This is a genomic window from Cryobacterium sp. RTC2.1, from assembly GCF_035018685.1.
Taxonomy (GTDB): Bacteria; Actinomycetota; Actinomycetes; order Actinomycetales; family Microbacteriaceae; genus Cryobacterium; species Cryobacterium glucosi.
Map to the genome: position 1 here is coordinate 1 of NZ_JASJXJ010000084.1, position 16448 is coordinate 16448.

Sequence of the window (16448 nt, forward strand, 5' to 3'; positions counted from 1 at the left end):
CGGCCGCACCCGGTTCATCACGACGCTGACCCTGTCCGTCGAGACCGCCTCGGCGAGCTCGGCCCACGACCGCAGGAAGCGGGCAAGCCCGACGGGGTCGGCAAGCCCGCACGCGACGACGTGGTCCGCTGACCGGAGCGCGGTCAGCGTCGCAGCGTTCCGCCGCGGCGCGAACAGGTCGCTCGAGATCTCCTCGTCGCTTTCGAGGCTGAAGCCGGTGTCGAGGACGACGTAGTCGGCCCACTTCCGCAGCACCTCGATGGTCTTCGAGACGCGCTCGCCCGACAGCTCCGGCCAGCGCGAGGGGCGCCCGATGCCCGTGAGCACCCAGAACGCGCCGCGCGGCGAGGTGTAGCGCTGCGCGATGCGTTCGAGTTCCGGCCGGGTGAGGCTGTCGGTCCCTGCGAGGCGGCAGGCCGCGGCGAAACCGGGCGATTCGTCGAGCATCCCGAGGGCCGGCGCGATCCCGCCTCCGTAGCTGTCGACGTCGACGAGCGCCACGGTGTGGCCCGCCGCCGCGACCTCGGCGGCGATGTTGATCGCGAGCGTCGTGCGGCCCGGCGCGCCGGAGGGCCCCCAGACCGCGATCACGGTGCCACGAGCGGACACTGTGCGCGTGGCCTCCCGCTCGGCGACCCGCAACGGGATCACCACGCCGGCCTCGATCACCGCCTCGATGCCCGCCCATTCCGCTGTCGCGTCGATCACGTCGAGGAGGCCGAGTCCCGCCGCGTTCCTGCGGTCCTGGTCGGTCGCGGCGAGGGCGATCACGCGCACACCGTGCTCGTCGCACGCCCGGATCACGGCGGCACTCAGCGTCGCCCGTCCCGCGCTCACGAGCGCGACGTCGGCCTCTGTGCGGTCCAGGACCGCGAGCAGTTCCGCTCCCCCCGACAGCCGGGCGAGGACGGAGTGCCCGTACTGCACGATATCCGCGAGGAGGCGGTCTTCCGTCGAACGGTCGAGCGCGAGCAGCAGCCGGGCCATGGTCAACCTCCGAGGGGCTGGTTGGCCGGAACGACCGCGATCGCCGCTCCGTTGGCGATCGCAGTGAGTACGGCGGCGACGGCCTCCCTGGGCACCCGGAGCTCGACCGAGCGGCGGCCGGCTCCCACCGAAAGCCCGCCCGGTTCAAGCACGCGCACCACCCCGGCCTGCCCGACGAGCACGGCAGGCGGCCCGAACGCACCCCGCTCGGTCTGCGGCGACGACCACACGTCGACAACAGCGCCAGGCGCGACCGCCTGCGCGAGGGCGTCCGTCGGTTCGACGACGACCGTCGTCACGCCCGCCTCAGCGGATGCGCCGACCGCGGACACCGGGATCAGCTCGCCTGCTGCGACGGTCCTGGCCAGGACCAGGCCGTCCGCGGGCATCCGCTCGGGGGTCACGTAGAGCGGGAGCGCGCCGTCCAGGCGGACCTGGCTGAGCTCGAGGTCGGCGGCCGTCACCCGGTCGCCGACGATGAGGGCGCCACGGGCGGCGTAGACGGCGGTCGTGCGGTCGCTGCCTGCGACGACCGCAGAGACGCCGCCGACCGCACCGAGCACGAACACCAGGCCGATGAGCAGGCGCGGGTCGAACCAGGCTCCCGGGCGTCGTGCCCGATTCGGCCTCGAGACCATGGTCGCCCCTCTCCTCGGCGAGGGCAGCTGCCGCCCGCCTGATCAGTGGTCTCTATCGTCGCCGTTCCCGGCCCACGGCGGGAAAGTTATCCACAGGCTGTCGTTTTCCCGGCGGGACACCGCGGGAACCCCCGATAATCGAAGCATGAACGCTCCCGACGCCTATCGTGGGCTGGGCCGCTTCCTCACCCTCGCGGACACCGCCGACATACTCGCCCTGACCGCGGCAGAGGTGAGCGAGCTTGTGCACACGGGCGAGCTTCCTGCCATCCGGATCGGCCCGTCCGCGCCCGAGCGGATGCAGCACTGGCGCGTGGAGCGGGTCGTGCTCGAGTCGTACATCGAGGCCAAGTACGAAGAGGCCAGGCGGCTGTCGCTGTGGGAGCAGTCCGACTACGCGAACATCCCCGAGCTCTCCGGCGGCACGATCATCCGGCCGCCCGACTGAACCCGGCCGGCGCGGTCAGGGCAGGCACAGCAGCTGGATCCCGGCGAGGGGAATGATCCGGTATTGCCTCACCTCGGAGCTGCGGCGCGGCACCCCGCGGTCGTGCATCGCGAGGTCGATGTGGTCGCGACCGACCCGGTCGATCGTTCCACTGAGGAGACCACCCGGCGTGTGCACCTCGACGAACCTGCGCCGCCTGGCCAGGTCGCGGAGCACGAAGGCGAACCCGATGCGGTCGACGACCCCCGACCCGGGTTCCGCGGGCGCGGCGAGGGAGGCACGCACCTCCGCAGACTGCAGGATCACCCCGGCGATCGCCGCGATCGGAACGACGCACTGCGGAGCGCCCCGGGCGGGGACACCGGGCGGGGCCGTCCCTGCCGACGCCGTTGGCGTGTCGAGGATCTCGGCGGCGAGCCAGTCCCGCCCGAACGTCGTCGGGCGGATGGCCAGCGTGACCCCGGAGGTGAGCACCAGCCGCACGACACCGCCGCCCGCGCGCGGGCCCGAACCGGCGCCCAGGCCCATCAGCCGGTGCCGCAGCGATAACCGGCCGAGCCGGAGCCGTTCCTCTTCCGCGCGCAGCTCGAGGTCCTCGGCGTTCAGCTCGTGTTCGAGCTGTCCCTCGAGGTCGTCGAACAGGTTGTCCCAGCGCACACACACGACGCTAACTCGCCGCGAACCGGCCAGCCGGGTTATCCACAGGACATATAAGCGCTCGACACCGCGGGCATCCGCTGGTTGAGTAGCGAACCTGCACCTCAGCACCCGGAACCCCCGGAGGAGTCATGAGCGATTCAGTCGGCAAGAGTGAGCAGGCGAGCGCCCGAGCGGAGCGGTTCGCCGAGGAAGATTACTTCGGGCAGCAGCCGAGTTCCCGCGGGCAACTGCCGGATCCGGAGCCGCTGCTCATCAACCTCACCCGGTGCGTGATCGAGGTGCTCTCCGGGGCCCGCGAACTCGACCAGCTCGCGCGCTGGGTGAGCGACGACGTCTACCGGCACCTGCTGAAACGGGTCGTCCTCTCCAACCGGGCGCGGGCGGTCAAAGGGCTCCGGGCGCAACGGCCCACGATCTCCATCGGCAGGGTCACCATCACGGAACCGAGGGACGGGGTGGTCGAAGCCGTCGTCATCGTGCACAGCAAGGTGCGGGTGCGCGCGGTGGCGTTGCGCCTCGAGGGCCTCGACAACCGCTGGCGGGCCAGCGCGGTCAACGTGCTGTGACGGCAGTATCCCCTGCAGCTCGCGACTCCGGGTCCGCGCCGGCCGCCGGACCGGCACCCAGGCCCACCGCGGGAAGGATCACCCCGTCGATCAAGGAGATCAGGAATTCCCTGTCGATGGTCTTGCGCTCGAACAGGATCCGCATGGAGGCCATGGCCGTGGTCACTGTCGACAGGTTGTCGATGTCGCAGCGCGACGAGATCTCGCCGCGCTCGACGGCCCGGCGCAACAGGAAGCGATGCGCGGTCACCCGGGGTTCGACGACGGAGACGCGGGCGGTTTCGGCGAGCTCGGGCGAGTGGGCGAGGAGGGACATCAGGCCGGCGATGACCCGGAGCTTCTTCTCGCCGTCCTCGATCGAGTGCGGCTTGATCATGGCGATCAGGTCCCCGCGCAGCGTGCCCGTGTCCGGGAGTTGGGACAGGTTCAGGTCACCGTTCTTCATGCACGCGACCGCGTCGATGACAAGTTCGCCCTTCGAGGGCCATCGCCGGTAGAGGGTGGCCTTGCCCGCTTTGGCCCGGGCCGCGACCATGTCGATGGTCATGCCCTCATACCCGCATTCGGCGAGCACGTCGACGGCAGCGGCGAGGATGTCGGGGTCGCGGGTGTGGTCCCGTCTGCGTCCGAGCTTGACGGGCTCCGTCTCCTCGGCGGGATCGAGCTGCGTCGTCGCCACACTCACCACTTTCTGATCGAAGTCTTCTGATCGAATGTTACCCGGAGGTAAATTCAGGAACTGTTAAGATCCGGAACTCCACAGTATCGTATATAGTCGCCTTCATGCCAAAGACTTCCGCCACTTCGTCCACTCTAACGAGCACGCCCGTGCCGCATTCCCGGCGCTGGTGGACCCTCAGCACCGTCGCCCTCGCCCAGCTCATGGTCGTACTCGACTCGACCGTGGTCAACATCGCCCTGCCCTCCGCGCAGACCGACCTCGGCTTCTCCAACGGAGACCGCCAGTGGATCATCACCGCGTATTCCCTCGCGTTCGCGAGCCTCCTCCTGCTCGGCGGACGCCTGTCCGACCTGATCGGCCGGAAGCGCACCTTCATCATCGGACTGATCGGCTTCGCAGCCGCCTCGGCACTCGGCGGTGCGGCAGGCACCTTCGGGCTGCTCGTCGGCGCCCGGGCCCTGCAGGGCGCGTTCGGCGCCCTCCTCGCCCCGACCGCCCTCGCCGTTCTCACGACGACGTTCACCATTCCGAAGGAACGCGCCCGTGCCTTCGGGATCTTCGGAGCGATCGCCGGTGCCGGCGGCGCCGTCGGACTGCTCCTCGGCGGCTTCCTCACCCAGAACCTCGACTGGCGCTGGAACCTCTACATCAACATCCCCATCGCCGTGATCGGGGTGATCGGTGCGATCGTCTTCGTCGACCACCTCGAGCGCACCGGCCCGCGCCCGAAGCTCGACATTCCCGGCACGATCCTGGTCTCCGGAGCCCTCTTCGGCCTCGTCTACGGCTTCTCCAACGCCGAGACCGACGGCTGGGACTCACCGCTGACCTGGGGCATGCTCGCGGGGGCCGTCGTGCTGCTCGTCGCGTTCGTGCTGTGGCAGCGCCGTGCCGCGCATCCGCTTCTGCCGCTCGTGATCGTGCTCGACCGCAACCGCGGTGCCGCGTACCTCTCGGTGCTGATCGCCGGCGCAGGCATGTTCGGCATCTTCCTGTTCGTCACGTACTACCTGCAGGTCTCACTGGGCTACACCCCGGTCCAGACCGGACTGTCGTTCCTGCCGATGATCGCCATGCTCGTCGTCGCGGCCCAGTTGTCGACGAACATCTTCGTGCCCCGGTTCGGCCCGAAGATCATGGTGCCGTTCGGCATGACGCTCGGAGCCCTCGGGATGATCTACCTGACCCATCTCGACCTGGGCAGCACCTATGCCGCCGACATACTGCCGCCCCTGATGATCCTCGGCTTCGCGATGGGCTCGATCATGCCCGCCTCGATGCAGACGGCGACGCTCGGCGTCGACCGGCAGTTCGCCGGGGTCGCCTCCGCGATGGTGAACACGAGCCAGCAGGTCGGCGGGTCGATCGGCACCGCTCTTCTCAACACGCTCGCCGCGACCGCCGCGACGAACTTCCTGGCCGCGAACACCCCGCTCACCGCTGCGGTGGCCGCGGATGCCGCAATCCACAGCTACGCGGTCGCATACTGGTGGGGCGCCGGCTTCTTCGCCGTCGGCGCGGTCCTCGCGGCGCTGCTCTTCCGGCGGATGGGCCATGGCGTGTCGCTCTCGAACCCGCACGGCACCCCCGCGGCAGCGCCCACCGAAGTGCCGCTTCCGGTGCACTAGGCACGGGTCGCACACGACGGGCGGTGCTACTTCTTGCCCTGGGCCCGACGCTCGGCGCGGTTCACCGGAACGGCCGGCGTCCCGGAGTCGCGCTGGCCGAAGGCGCCGCGACGGGGAGGACCAGCGGGAGCCGCTGACTCCTCCGCAGGGGCATCTCCTGCGTTCGCGTCCGTCTCGGCCCGGCGGGCACGGTCGGTCGCGGCCTGCTGGATCTGGCCGCGCTGGTTGCGCACCTCGACTCCGCCGGAATCGCTCGGTGCGGTGTAGCTGAGCTTGTCGGCACCGGAATCCTCACCGGGGGTGAGGCCCTTGGCGACGACGACGGGCGCGGCGACGGGATCTGGCGCCTGGTTGACCTCGACCTCGAGGTTGAACAGGAAGCCGACGGTCTCCTCGCGGATCTGGCCCATCATCTGCTGGAACATGGCGAAACCCTCACGCTGGTACTCGACGAGCGGGTCACGCTGGGCCATCGCACGGAGGCCGATGCCGTCCTTGAGGTAGTCCATCTCGTAGAGGTGCTCGCGCCAGCGGCGGTCGATCACGGAGAGCACGACGCGGCGCTCGAGTTCGCGCATGGCCGGGGAGCCGAGGCTCGCCTCGCGCTTCTGGTAGGCGACCCGAGCGTCGGAGAGGATCTCCCTGCGCATGAAGTCGCGGTTGATCCTGCCCCGGTTGCCTGCCTCGGAGATGACCTCGTCGATGGTGATGCCGACGGGATAGAGGGTTCTGAGCTCGGTCCACAGCGCGTCGAAGTCCCAGTCGTCGCCGTTGCCCTCACCGGTGTGCACGCTGAGAACCTCGTCGATCACGTCTTCCAGGAAGCGCTGGGTGCGCTCGTGGAGGTCGTCACCCTCGAGGATGTGACGGCGGTCGCCGTAGATCGCTTCGCGCTGGCGGTTGAGCACGTCGTCGTACTTGAGCACGTTCTTGCGAATCTCGGCGTTGCGGCCCTCGACCTGCGACTGGGCAGAGCGGATGGCGCGGCTCACGACCTTGGATTCGATCGCCATGTCATCGGGCACACCCTGGCGGCTCATCAGGCTCTCGGCGGCTCCCGCGTTGAAGAGGCGCATCAGGTCGTCGGTCAGGGACAGGTAGAAGCGGCTCTCTCCCGGGTCGCCCTGGCGTCCGCTGCGTCCGCGGAGCTGGTTGTCGATGCGGCGCGATTCGTGGCGCTCTGTGCCGAGAACGTAGAGACCGCCGGCCTCGACTACCTTCTCGGCCTCCTCGGAAACCTTCGCCTTGACCGCGGCGAAGACGTCGTCCCACTCGGTCTCGTATTCTTCGGGCGTCTCGATGGGGCTGAGGCCCTTCGCGTTCATCTCGGCGACGGCGAGGAACTCGGCGTTGCCACCGAGCATGACGTCGGTTCCACGACCGGCCATGTTCGTGGCGACCGTGACGGAGCCGAGGCGACCGGCCTGGGCGACGATCGCGGCTTCCCGCGCGTGGTTCTTCGCGTTGAGAACCTCGTGGCGGACCCCGCGCTTGGCGAGCAGGCGGGAGAGGTATTCGCTCTTCTCGACGCTCGTCGTTCCGACGAGGACGGGCTGGCCCTTCTCGTGCCTGCCGACGATGTCCTCGACGACCTGGCCGAACTTGGCCTCCTCGTTCTTGTAGACGAGGTCGGACTGGTCGATGCGCTTCATCGGCTTGTTGGTGGGGATCGAGACCACGCCGAGCTTGTATGTGCTCATGAACTCGGCTGCCTCGGTCTCGGCGGTTCCGGTCATGCCGGACAGCTTCGTGTAGAGCCGGAAGTAGTTCTGCAGGGTGACTGTCGCGAGGGTCTGGTTCTCGGCCTTGACCGCGACACCCTCCTTGGCCTCGATGGCCTGGTGAATGCCCTCGTTGTACCGTCGGCCCATCAGGATGCGACCGGTGTGCTCGTCGACGATGAGAACCTCGCCGTTCATCACGACGTAGTCCTTGTCCTTCTTGAACAGGGCGTTCGCCTTGATCGCGTTGTTCAGGAACGAGATCAGCGGGGTGTTCGCCGATTCGTAGAGGTTGTCGATGCCGAGGTAGTCCTCGACCTTTTCGATGCCGGGTTCGAGCACGCCGACGGTGCGCTTCTTCTCGTCGACCTCGAAGTCGACCTCGGGAACGAGCCGCTTGGTCAGGCTCGCGAACTCGGTGAACCAGCGGTTCGCCTCGCCAGATGCCGGGCCGGAGATGATCAGCGGGGTGCGGGCCTCGTCGATCAGGATCGAGTCGACCTCGTCGACGATCGCGTAGTAGTGGCCGCGCTGGACCATGTCGGCTGCCTGCCACGCCATGTTGTCGCGCAGGTAGTCGAAGCCGAACTCATTGTTCGTGCCGTAGGTGATGTCCGCGAGGTACTGGTCATGGCGCTGCGCGGGGGTCTGGCCGGAGAGGATGCACCCGGTGGTCATGCCGAGGGCACGGAACACGCGGCCCATCAGCTCGCTCTGGTAGCTCGCGAGGTAGTCGTTCACGGTGATGATGTGCACACCGCGGCTTGTGATGGCGTTGAGGTACGCCGCGGTCGTCGCGACGAGCGTCTTGCCCTCACCGGTCTTCATCTCGGCGATGTTGCCGAGGTGCAGGGCCGCCCCGCCCATGAGCTGCACGTCGAAGTGCCGCAAGCCCAGGGTGCGGGTCGAGGCCTCGCGTACGGCGGCGAACGCCTCTGGCAGCAAGTCGTCGAGCGACTCGCCGTTCGAGTAGCGTTCCCGCAGCACGACGGTTTCGTTCTTCAGCTCCTCGTCGGTGAGCTGGCTGAAGTCTTCTTCCAGCGCATTGATGGCTTTCGCATACTGCTCGAGACGACGCAGGACGCGTCCTTCACCAACACGAAGAACCTTTTCAAGGATTGAGGCCACGAATGCACTCCACTAGTCACGGCGCCGTTACGCCTGTCGTCTCGGTGAGATGAACCAGGGTCTGGCTGCTCACGCGACGGATTGAACCACGCCGGCACTGTTGTGCGCCGGTGTGCGGCAACTATAACAATGCTAGTTGGTCAGGGAGTGCACTCGACGGCCTACCGGACGCCTTACTCGGCGGCGACCCGCAACTCCTCGCTGTTCTCGGCCAGTTCGATGACGCCGTAGTCCCAGCCCTTGCGGCGGTAGACCACACTCGGCCGGTTCGTCTCGGAGTCCTGGAACAGGTAGAAGTCGTGCCCGACGAGTTCCATGAAGTACAGGGCGTCGTCGACGGTCATCGGGGCGGCGGAGAAGACCTTGCGGCGGATGACGACCGGCGTGTACACCTCGTCCGCTTCCTCCTCGGCGGCGGTGGCCGCGGCGGCCGCCTCCGACTCGGTGGGGCGGATCACCCGGATGACTCCGGTGCGCACCTCGTCGAGGGTTTCGGCGTCGGCCGGCTTGATGTCGACGACGCTGAAGTCAACGGATGCCGCGTCGTGCAGCGAGGTGGGGCGGTGCGCTCCGCCACGGTGCAGCTTCTGGCGGTCCTTGGCGCGGCGCACGCGCTCGAGGAGCCGTCCGAGTGCCACGTCGAAGGCTGCATACTTGTCCGAACCGTCCGCTTCAGCGCGGACGATGGGACCCTTCCCGATCAGGGTCAGCTCGACCCTGTCATTGCCGGTGGCTGAACCCTTTTCGCGGTTCCGGCTGAGCTTGACTTCGAGGGCGAGGGCCTTGTCGGCAAGGCCGGCGATCTTCTCAGCCTTTTCCGACGCATATGACCGGAAACGATCAGTGATCCCCAGGTTTCGTCCGACGATGTTAGTTTCCATGACGACCTCCAGATCTGGCGAACCGCCCGGTCCCGGGCGATTGGTGCGCGCCTTTAGCTCCACCGTAGCCCTGCCGGCGGGAGAAGTCACCGCAATTTGTCAATCGGTTTCTGATGAACGATGTGTGACCGGTAGGCGTCTCCGGGTTTCCGCGAGGGCGGCCACGCCCACGACCTCTCCCCCGGCGGCGAGGATGGCGCGGCGGGCTTCGAGAACGGTGGCGCCCGTCGTCACGATGTCATCGACGAGCAGGCAGCGCACCCCGGTCAGGGAACGAAGGGCGCGCAGCGAACCGTCCCGGTTCCTGGACCTGGCGGCACGGTCGAGCCCGACCTGGTCGGCGGTCTCCCGGCCGGTGAGGACCCGGTGCGGTGCGAGTCCGGCCCGGCGGAGCAGCAGCTCGACCGGGAGGAAACCGCGCGCCCGCCAGGCCCGTCGCGACGAGGGAATCGTGACCAGGCGGATGCCGGTCTCCGCAGCGCCGCGGGACTCCACTGGTCCGCCGGACTCCACTGCGGCGAGCGCGGCCACGACCGCGGCCAGGAGCGCAGGAGCGAGCGCGGCGGCGGCATCCGTTCGCCCGCCGTCCTTGAAACTCGCGATCACGCGTCGCGGAACGCCGGCATAGTCGAGCCCCGCCCAGACCCGCAGGCCGCCGCGCTCGGTCACGCGCACGGCAGGCACCAGGAGGGCGCGGCAGGCCACGCAGAGGGCGCGGTCCGGCGCCCCGCAACCGCTGCACGCCGTGGGCAGGAGAACGGCCCACGCGTCCAGGACGGCCCGCCACGCCTCCCGTGCCGTTCGTGCCGTTCGTGCCGCACCGGTCCCGGTCATGCCGCCAGACTGCCCGACCTGACGCGAGCGCATGATCGCGAGCGCACGGCGGTGCGCGCGCGGTCGTGCGCCGGCGCTGTGGAGGACAGGCCCGCGCCTACCCGCCGATTCCCTGCTGGGTGGCCACGAGAGTCACGTCGTCGATGCGCTCCTGCCAGCCGACTCCGCGCTGCATCATCAGGCCGCCCGTTGTGGCGAGTGCGCGCACGTCCCTCAGGGTGTTGCTTCCCGTGATCGTCGCACTGCCCGGCGCTGACTCGATGCTGGAACTGACGCCGCCGAGCTGCTGGGTCACGATGCGGTCCTCTCCGCTCGGGAGCGCGACGAGGTAGGCGACCGTGAGCTCGTCGATCCAGGTGGCGTCGAGGGGGATGCCCGGGACGGACTGGAGCTGGACTTCGTCTCCGAGGGCGACAGGAACGGACTTGTCCCGCTTGATCGAGACGACCACGAAGCGGGTCTCCGTTCCAGAGGTGAGCAGCGCGATCAGCCGGGTACCGTCCCGGGACACCCGCAACGCCACGATTCCGGAGGCCTCCGGCCAGGAGGTCGGCACGGCCGTCGCATCCCCGTTCGGGCTGTAGACGAACAGCTCACCGGGACGGTTCGAGGGCACGGACCAGACGTAGCCGAAGTTGTCTACGGCCGGCGCGATGAGGCCGGGCCGCGGATCGAGCAGCTTCGCGACCTCGCCGACCCGGACGGAGGAGACCCCTGTCGCGGCCCGCGCCGCCGCGACGGTCTGCCCCGGTGAGAGGGTGACCGCCGTCGGGCCGAGCGCGACGACCTGGTCGGAGAGCCCGGGGATCGGGGTGACCGTCTTCCCTGCTGCGGACAGGAACCCGAAGGCGCCCTGACGGAGCACGAGCGCCCGGGCGTCCACCCGCGGGTTGACGATCGGGGCGTTGGCGCCGAGGTCCCCGATGTCCTGGGAGTTCTGGTTGATCGAGATCGTGACGGTGATGCCCGTGGGGAGGCTGTTTGTGAGCTGCGCCCGCATCCGCTGCAGGGTGACCCTGTCTGCGTTCAGGGCTTCGCCGTTGAGGTCGACCTTCGCGTCCCGCGAGACGACCTGCACGGCATCCGCGGTGAGCTTGGTTCCATCGGGGAACGCGCTGACAACGGCCCCGCCCAGCCACGGGCTCGGCCCGTGCAGCACTCCGTTGACGATCTTGGTCAGGGTGGCGCCCCCGCGCGGGAACCAGCGCAGGTCTGGCACCAGGAACGCGAAGCTCGAATCGAAGAAGTAGAGCGCCTGGGAGCTGAACACGTCGCTGAACGTGGTCTGGTCGACGACGGTGCCGTTCGGCGCAGCGCTGATCCGCCACTGGTCACCGACCTTCTGGAACTGGTAGCGCAGCACGACGGGCGAGGGAGACTCGACCTCGTGGTATTCACCGATCCCGTCGACGTCGGCGATGGGATTCACCGAGAACTGCATGGTCTGGCCGTCGACGGGGATGATGGTGCGCGCCGTCCCGTCGTCGACCGTCACCCCGGCATCCGCCGCCCAGGCGCCGCTGAAACCGGGGGCGAGGAATTCGCGGGCGATCGCGTAGTCGTTCTCCGGGCTGGTCTGGGCGTCGATGAAACCGCGCAGGATGCTTTCCTGGCTGGCATCGGCCTGCGGGTGCGACGGCAGGAAGACGGGTGCGGGGTTGTCCCCGGCTGCGACCGCCTGCCCGGTGCGCACGCTGCCGCTCCGGGGAATCCCCGAGCATCCGCTGAGCAGGACCGCGAGCACGAGGAGGGCTGCCAGCGTGCCCCCTGCGCGCCAGGGTCCGCCTCCACGGGTTTCCCGGGTCGCATGGATTGCACGGCGGATGCCGTCGCTCCGGTCAGTCATGGATCGCTCCCTCACCGTGTTGGGCGCCCTTGACCCCGGCCCGGCCGACCTCGCCGACCGTGAGGCGCGGCAGGGTTCCGTCGGACCCGGCGTCCTCCGGCGGCAGCGGGCTCGGCGAGCTCGTGATCTCGCCGCGCGCGGTCCGGGGCAGGGTCAGCCGGAAGCACGAGCCCTTCCCGGGGCTCGACCAGACCTGGAGCCAGCCGCGGTGCACGGTCGCGTCCTCGAGTGAGATCGAGAGGCCGAGGCCCGTGCCGCCGATGGTGCGCTTGCGGGAGGGGTCTGCCCGCCAGAACCGGTCGAAGACGTGGTTGACGTCGACCTGGCTCATGCCGAGGCCGTAGTCGCGCACCGAGAGGGCAACGGCGGACTCGTTGCTGTCGACCGAGACGATGACGGGCTTGCCCTCGCCGTGCTCGATCGCGTTGCCGATCAGGTTGTGCATGATCCGGCGGATGCGACGGGGATCGACCTCCGCGTCGAGGTGTCCTCCCGGGGCGACGAGGTTGAGCCGGGTGCCCTTGGATTCGGCGAGCGACCGCAGGCCCTCGACGGCATCTGCGGCGAGGTGCACGAGGTTCGTCGGCTCGGCCTCGAGTTCGACCGACCCGGCGTCGTATTTGCTGATCTCGAGCAGGTCCGCGAGCAGGAGTTCGAATCGCTCGACCTGGGTGTGCAGGAGTTCCGCAGTACGACCCGTCGCAGGGGGGAAGGCGGCCCGCTGGTCGTAGAGCATGTCGCCGGCCAGCCGGATCGTCGTCAGTGGGGTGCGCAGCTCATGCGACACGTCGGAGACGAAGCGCTGCTGCACCTCGGAGAGGTCGGCGAGCTCCTTGATCTGGCTCTGCAGGCTGTCCGCCATCCCATTGAACGACCGGGCGAGGGTCGTGATGACGTCGTCGCCCTTGACGGGCAGCCGCACACCGAGGTCCCCGGAGGCCAGCCGCTGGCTGGTCTCGGCCGCGACCCGGATCGGCGTCACCACGAAGCGGACCACGATCCAGGTCACCGCACCGATCAGGATGATGAGCAGGAGCCCGGCGATGCCGAGGGTTCGCTGCACGAACTGCAGTGTCGTTTCCGCCTCGCCGAGGTTGTAGCCGATGTAGAGCTCGTACCGGCCGGCGACGGGGACGGTGATCTGCGAACCGACGACGATCCCGGCGACCTGGCCGTCGTCATCCGTCGCCAGGGCCACCGACTGCCAGAACTGGGTGCCCGGCGAGCCCTGGACGGCGGTGCGCAGCTCGGGCGAGATGACCTCGGTCGAGTCGCCGAATGTCGAGAAGTCCTGGGGCACGGACGTCGACGGGTCCTGGCCGGGAACCCGGAACACGGCGACAAGCCGGCTCGAGGACGCCGCGGAAATGGCGCTCCGCGCCGAGGCAAGCAGGCTCTGCACCTGGACCCGGTCGGCCGCGTCCGAGGAATCCAGGATCCCCTGGGCCGCGCTCGTCGCCCGGTTCGAGTCGAGCTCGACCTGGCTGAGCCGGGACTGGAAGAGATCGTTGCCGACGCTCACCGAGACATACACGCCGACCATGACGATGGCGATGCCGGACAGCACGACCGTGATGGTCACGGTGCGGAACTGCAGGGAGGACCGCCAGGTGCGAAGCAGGCGGGCACGCCAGGATCTCCAGTCGCGCCAGTCCCGCCACCCCCTGCGCCATGTTCGGGCAAACCCGGTCGGTTCGGCCATGCGGAGCCTAGATGGCCGCGCCGGCCCGGTACCCGACACCGCGGACCGTCATCACGATGCGGGGGTTGTCCGGATCGTCCTCGACCTTGGCGCGGAGGCGTTGCACGTGCACGTTCACGAGCCGGGTGTCGGCCTTGTAGTGGTAGCCCCACACCTGCTCGAGCAGCATCTCCCGGGTGAACACCTGCTGGGGACGGGACGCGAGGGTGAGGAGGAGGTCGAATTCGAGTGGGGTCAGGCCGATCTGCCGGTCGCCGCGGCGCACCTCGTGCCCGGCGGCGTCGACGGTGAGGTCGCCGATCGAGAGGTTCGCGGGAGAATCCGTTGACACCGGCCGCAGCCGCGTGCGGATCCTGGCGACGAGTTCCTTCGGGTTGAACGGTTTGACCATGTAGTCGTCCGCGCCGGATTCGAGGCCCTTGACCACATCCGTCGTATCGGTGCGAGCGGTGAGCATGATGATGGGCGTTCCCGATTCGGCGCGGATCAGGGTGCACACCTCGATGCCGTCGAGGCCGGGCAGCATCAGGTCGAGCAGAACCAGATCGGGTTTGATCGTCCGGAATGCGTCGAGCGCGAGTGAGCCGTCTTCGCAGAAGTGCGGGTCGAAACCTTCACCCTGCAAGACAATGCCGATCATTTCCGCCAGCGCGGTGTCGTCGTCGACGACCAAAATGCGTGCGTTCATCCAACCGTTTTCTGCTTAGGTCACCGGAGGGAATACTCCCGGTGAGTCATGCAATCACTGACACCAGAGTAGTCGAGGGGGGCTGGCATTGCCCGTCGCGCCCGTTTCGATGCCGAGTATGCCAGCATAGGTCTCGTGACGGACCCGCAGAACTGGCACGCACCGACAGGTGACGCGTACGATCGACCGCGCTACGGCGAATACGCGCCGCCGCCGGCGTCCGGTGCACCCCAGGCCTGGGGTCCTCCTCCCGCGTGGACCCCGCCGCCGCGCCCCGGCCTCCTCCCGTTGCGGCCGCTCGGTTTCGGCTCCCTGCTCTGGGCGCCCTTCCAGGTGCTGCGGCGCAATCCCAAGGCCACGTTCGGAAGCGCACTCCTCGTGCAGGGCGCGATCCTCCTGGTCACCCTGCTGATCGTCGGCCCGGTGACGGTGCTCGCCCTCGGCAGGGTCGACAGCGCCCCGCTCGCGGACAGGGACGCGGTCCAGGCCGGCGCCAACCTCACCATCGTGTTGTCGGCGATCGTGCCGATCCTCCTCTCCGTGATCGCCTCCGCGATACTCCAGGGCGTCATCGTCGTCGAGGTCTCCCGTGCCATGCTCGGCCAGAAGCTCCGGCTCGGCCAGCTCTGGCGGGCGGCCGGCCGACGCCTCTGGCCGCTCGCACTCTGGTCCGCGATCCTCAGCGGAGCCCTTCTCCTCGGCCTGGCCATCGTCGCTGGGGTCGTCGTCGTGTTCGTGTTGCTCGGAGGAGCCGGCGTCGTCTTCGGGATCGTCTTCGGCATCCTCGGCGCACTCGGCATCCTCGCGCTCTCGGCCTGGCTGGCCACGAAGACGTCCCTCGTCCCGAGCCTGATCGTGCTCGAACGCCTCGGCATCGGGGCGGCCATCGCCCGATCGTGGTCGCTCACGAGGGGCTATTTCTGGCGCACGCTCGGAGTGCAGTTCCTTGTCGCCGCGATTGTGAACATCGTCTCGCAGATCGTCTCGACACCGCTGTCGCTGCTCGGCGGCGTCGCGGTCTCCCTCATCGACCCGACCGGCGCCATCGACTCCTGGATCCCCGTGATCGTGCTGTACGTGCTGACCATTCTCCTGAGCCTCGTACTCGGGGCCGTCGCCGCGGTGGTCCAGTCCGGCACGACAGCGCTGATCTACATCGACCTGCGGATGCGCAAGGAAGGCCTCGACCTCGACCTGCAGCGCTTCGTCGAGTCTTCCCCCGGCAACGACGCTGCCGACCCGTACCTGATCCCTGCCGGGCGGATGCCGGCGGCCCCGCAGTCATGACCGGTGCGGGGGGCACGTGGTCTGGTCCGTTCCTGGGGGGCATCCCTGTCGATCCCGATGCCCCGACGGCCACGGCCTGGTTGCGGGACGAGCTCGCCAAGCCGCCGTACCAGGCCGCGCGGCCGACCTGGTTCGACCTGGTCAGCAAGGCCTTCTTCGACTGGTTCGCTTCACTGGGCGTGCCGTCTGGCGCGGGCCTCGGACCCTGGGTCCCGCTCGTCGTGACGCTTGTCGTCGTCGCCGTCGTCGTGGTCGCCGTGCTCGTCTTCGGGTTGCCTCGGTGGAACAGGCGCAGCGCCCTGCAGCACGAGATGTTCGGCAGGAACGACGCCCGGTCCTCAGACGAGTTGCGCCGGGCGGCGCTGTCGGCAGCATCGCACAAGGACTGGAACCTCGCGATCAGCGAGATGTTCCGGGCCCTGGCACGGTCGCTCATCGAACGCACGGTGCTCTTCATCACGCCCGGCACGACCGCGCACAACTTCGCCGACCGGGCGGCAACGGCGTTCCCGGAGGAGCGGGTCAGCCTCCGGACGGCGGCTGACCTCTTCGACGGCGTGCGCTACCTCAACGCCGAGGGCACCGAGTCCGGCTTCCTGTCCCTCGCCGCGCTCGAAAGCGCCCTGCGCACGCGGACGCCGACGACCCGCGAAGACCCGGCCCCGACGGCAATGCGGTGACCACTCTCGCGGGCGCCGATGCCGTAGCGACGACCCCGACCCTGCGCGCCGCCGCACGGCGCTCGCGAGAGT

15 protein-coding genes are annotated in these 16448 nt (G+C 68.9%); 5 read left to right on the forward strand and 10 right to left on the reverse strand.

The window, feature by feature from the left end; genetic code table 11:
- Together QN357_RS11475 and QN357_RS11480 are read right to left on the reverse strand one after the other, a co-directional pair.
- Window positions 1-987 (reverse strand): regulator (locus QN357_RS11475; protein ID WP_323504911.1); only part of this gene is annotated, 987 nt, incomplete at its 3' end.
- 2 nt (window positions 988-989) lie between these two features.
- Window positions 990-1625, reverse strand: coding sequence for a hypothetical protein (locus tag QN357_RS11480; protein WP_322189487.1), 636 nt, complete (start codon window positions 1623-1625; stop codon window positions 990-992).
- Between the two features lie 145 nt (window positions 1626-1770).
- On the opposite strand from QN357_RS11480, the gene QN357_RS11485 reads away from it, so the two are divergent.
- Window positions 1771-2073 carry a helix-turn-helix domain-containing protein gene (locus QN357_RS11485; RefSeq protein ID WP_134449761.1) on the forward strand — a complete coding sequence of 101 codons (303 nt, stop codon included), beginning with the start codon at window positions 1771-1773 and terminating at the stop codon, window positions 2071-2073.
- A 15-nt stretch (window positions 2074-2088) separates the two neighbouring features.
- Here QN357_RS11485 and QN357_RS11490 read toward each other — a convergent pair whose 3' ends face one another.
- Window positions 2089-2730 (reverse strand): hypothetical protein, encoded by a 642-nt coding sequence (locus QN357_RS11490; RefSeq protein WP_134449760.1) that lies wholly within the window; start codon window positions 2728-2730, stop codon window positions 2089-2091.
- Window positions 2731-2861: 131 nt separating this feature from the next.
- Between QN357_RS11490 and QN357_RS11495 the strand changes: the two genes are divergently transcribed.
- Window positions 2862-3299: an Rv3235 family protein gene (locus tag QN357_RS11495; protein ID WP_322189486.1), complete on the forward strand. Its 438-nt coding sequence runs from the start codon at window positions 2862-2864 to the stop codon at window positions 3297-3299.
- On the opposite strand, the gene QN357_RS11500 is transcribed toward QN357_RS11495, so the two are convergent.
- Complete coding sequence (locus QN357_RS11500) at window positions 3286-3978, reverse strand: TetR/AcrR family transcriptional regulator (protein ID WP_134449759.1); 693 nt, start codon at window positions 3976-3978, stop codon at window positions 3286-3288. The two genes, QN357_RS11495 and QN357_RS11500, sit on opposite strands and share 14 nt — an antisense overlap.
- Window positions 3979-4082: 104 nt before the next feature.
- Here QN357_RS11500 and QN357_RS11505 point away from each other — a divergent pair, with 104 nt between their 5' ends.
- Complete coding sequence (locus tag QN357_RS11505; protein ID WP_134449758.1) at window positions 4083-5609, forward strand: MFS transporter; 1527 nt, start codon at window positions 4083-4085, stop codon at window positions 5607-5609.
- Between the two features lie 26 nt (window positions 5610-5635).
- On the opposite strand, the gene secA is transcribed toward QN357_RS11505, so the two are convergent.
- The 6 genes from secA to mtrA all read right to left on the reverse strand — a co-directional run bounded on the left by secA (window position 5636) and on the right by mtrA (window position 14409).
- Window positions 5636-8458, reverse strand: coding sequence for a preprotein translocase subunit SecA (secA, locus tag QN357_RS11510; RefSeq protein WP_134449757.1), 2823 nt, complete (start codon window positions 8456-8458; stop codon window positions 5636-5638).
- 173 nt (window positions 8459-8631) lie between these two features.
- Entirely contained in the window at window positions 8632-9339 is a 708-nt protein-coding gene (gene hpf / locus QN357_RS11515; RefSeq protein ID WP_134449756.1) for a ribosome hibernation-promoting factor, HPF/YfiA family, read from the reverse strand.
- A 99-nt stretch (window positions 9340-9438) separates the two neighbouring features.
- The gene (locus QN357_RS11520; protein ID WP_322189485.1) at window positions 9439-10173 is read right to left on the reverse strand and encodes a ComF family protein; all 735 of its coding nucleotides are present in this window, start codon (window positions 10171-10173) and stop codon (window positions 9439-9441) included.
- A gap of 97 nt (window positions 10174-10270) precedes the next feature.
- Complete coding sequence (locus tag QN357_RS11525) at window positions 10271-12019, reverse strand: LpqB family beta-propeller domain-containing protein (RefSeq protein WP_322189484.1); 1749 nt, start codon at window positions 12017-12019, stop codon at window positions 10271-10273.
- Window positions 12012-13721: an MtrAB system histidine kinase MtrB gene (gene mtrB, locus QN357_RS11530; RefSeq protein ID WP_134449753.1), complete on the reverse strand. Its 1710-nt coding sequence runs from the start codon at window positions 13719-13721 to the stop codon at window positions 12012-12014. The genes QN357_RS11525 and mtrB overlap by 8 nt, the downstream gene beginning before the upstream one ends.
- A gap of 7 nt (window positions 13722-13728) precedes the next feature.
- Window positions 13729-14409, reverse strand: a complete 681-nt coding sequence (gene mtrA / locus QN357_RS11535) for an MtrAB system response regulator MtrA (protein ID WP_134449752.1) — start codon at window positions 14407-14409, stop codon at window positions 13729-13731.
- 135 nt (window positions 14410-14544) lie between these two features.
- Here mtrA and QN357_RS11540 point away from each other — a divergent pair, with 135 nt between their 5' ends.
- Together QN357_RS11540 and QN357_RS11545 are read left to right on the forward strand one after the other, a co-directional pair.
- Window positions 14545-15696 carry a hypothetical protein gene (locus QN357_RS11540; RefSeq protein ID WP_322189483.1) on the forward strand — a complete coding sequence of 384 codons (1152 nt, stop codon included), beginning with the start codon at window positions 14545-14547 and terminating at the stop codon, window positions 15694-15696.
- Window positions 15693-16376, forward strand: a complete 684-nt coding sequence (locus QN357_RS11545; RefSeq protein ID WP_134560572.1) for a DUF4129 domain-containing protein — start codon at window positions 15693-15695, stop codon at window positions 16374-16376. The genes QN357_RS11540 and QN357_RS11545 overlap by 4 nt, the downstream gene beginning before the upstream one ends.
- Window positions 16377-16448: the final 72 nt, after the last annotated feature.